This window comes from Ruegeria sp. HKCCD6604 (assembly GCF_013110635.1).
Taxonomy (GTDB): domain Bacteria; phylum Pseudomonadota; class Alphaproteobacteria; order Rhodobacterales; family Rhodobacteraceae; genus Ruegeria.
The window spans coordinates 1-1433 of sequence record NZ_WVQW01000028.1 but is presented as its reverse complement, the minus strand read 5'-3'; the positions used below and the strand labels follow the sequence as shown (position 1 = coordinate 1433).

2 protein-coding genes and 1 tRNA gene are annotated in these 1433 nt (G+C 48.0%); all 3 read right to left on the bottom strand.

Translation table 11 applies throughout. The features are described from left to right. Positions 1–315: 315 nt before the first annotated feature. Positions 316–1137 (bottom strand): hypothetical protein, encoded by an 822-nt coding sequence (locus tag GS614_RS21955; protein ID WP_171727326.1) that lies wholly within the window; start codon positions 1135–1137, stop codon positions 316–318. Next, positions 1095–1185: transfer RNA gene (locus tag GS614_RS21950), tRNA-OTHER, on the bottom strand. Before GS614_RS21950 ends, GS614_RS21955 begins: the two co-directional genes overlap by 43 nt. A 41-nt stretch (positions 1186–1226) precedes the next feature. Then, positions 1227–1433 (bottom strand): hypothetical protein (locus tag GS614_RS22030; protein ID WP_216601252.1); only part of this gene is annotated, 207 nt, incomplete at its 5' end.

Below are 1433 nucleotides of genomic sequence, written 5' to 3'. Positions count from 1 at the left end.
ATCAGTGGACGACTTTTGCTCCGCCCCATGGCAGGTTTTTACGCCGCCGTTGACAGACAGCCAGAGTTTTCCCCGGTCTGAGGCGCGGTTTGGTGCGGCCCTGCGTAGGGTTCAGCCGGTTCTGCGGCGACAGGGTGTAAACATCGCGTTCAGTCGGGAGGGTAAAGCGGGGATGCGGGTGATAGAATTAACAAACCATTGAAAATTCACGCGGCAACGAATGCTCAAGCGCTCGACCTGAACAGTCGAGCGCTTTTAGACTTCTAAGGGCCCATATGTAAATTCTCAACATCGCTTTAGTCCGCCATGCGGACATTAACGATCATAATATTCTTGGTAACTCACAACCAATCCGGGTGCCTCTGTCTTCAGCAACCGTACAATTGAAACAAAACGCTTTGGCGGAGACGTTTCACGTTCTATCTTTTCAACGCGACTAGTCAACTCATACCGATCAAGAAGGTAATCAAGATCTAACTTAGACACGTGGTTTAATTTGCGATCCAGTTCCCTAACAAATCGGATTGAAAAAGAAATCAAAGTGGAGATATCTTTGAGCGTCGGCCGACCTTTCTCAAAATGATCCAGTAATCTATCAACATCTAGGGAAGCAAAGTTAGATTTGATTGTAGCTTTTTGTTTTCTCAGTCGATTTTCTTGTTTGGCGGTTAGTTTGGCACTGGAACGTTTGTGAACTATACGGTTTCGCCAGTGGATTGTTAAGCAAGCTCCCACATGTAAAAAATCGTCCTCTCCTAAGAGAAATTCAGCCACGTCGGTAGTTTTCTCTGCGCTGGTTGTTTTTCCGGACCATCGTTCTCTTACAACTGTGAGCCGTTTGAAATTTGAAATGGTTGCGATATATTCCTTTAGGGCTCCACACACCTTTTGCATAGTGGCTTCAACCGCAAAGCGGCGAGCTTTTCTTGCCGCTGCATTTTGGTCATCGGGGTTCCACGAAATCTTCAAACCGGCTGGCTTCTTGTAGCCATTCTCTACGGCATCTAAACCAACCACAATTGTGTTCAGATAGGCCACTGCTTCGCCGACTTCGCCAAGAAAAAATCTGAGTGGTTGCGTCGCAGCCGAAAAATTGGTGACGCCATCGGGACTCGAACCCGCGCTTCCTGCTTTCAAAGTATAATCCTCTAATCGGCAGGCGTGCTACCATTACACTATGACGCCTCGAGAAGATTGATAAATAAGCGCTTGATTTCAGGTCAATATCAAAAACGGTTCAAGGTCTTCTTCTCAGAGTCTTTAGGCTGACGGTGCTGACAGCACTGACGGTGAATGTTGGAGAGGTTTTGTTGTGGGAGAGATTCGGGAGCTTGGGACGCGGAACTGGTTGCAACATCGTCGCTGTTCTTTGCAGTGTGGCTGCTCACCGGTGTAGCACCGTGGTGAGATGCCCTAAACGCAGAAAGCGCTCC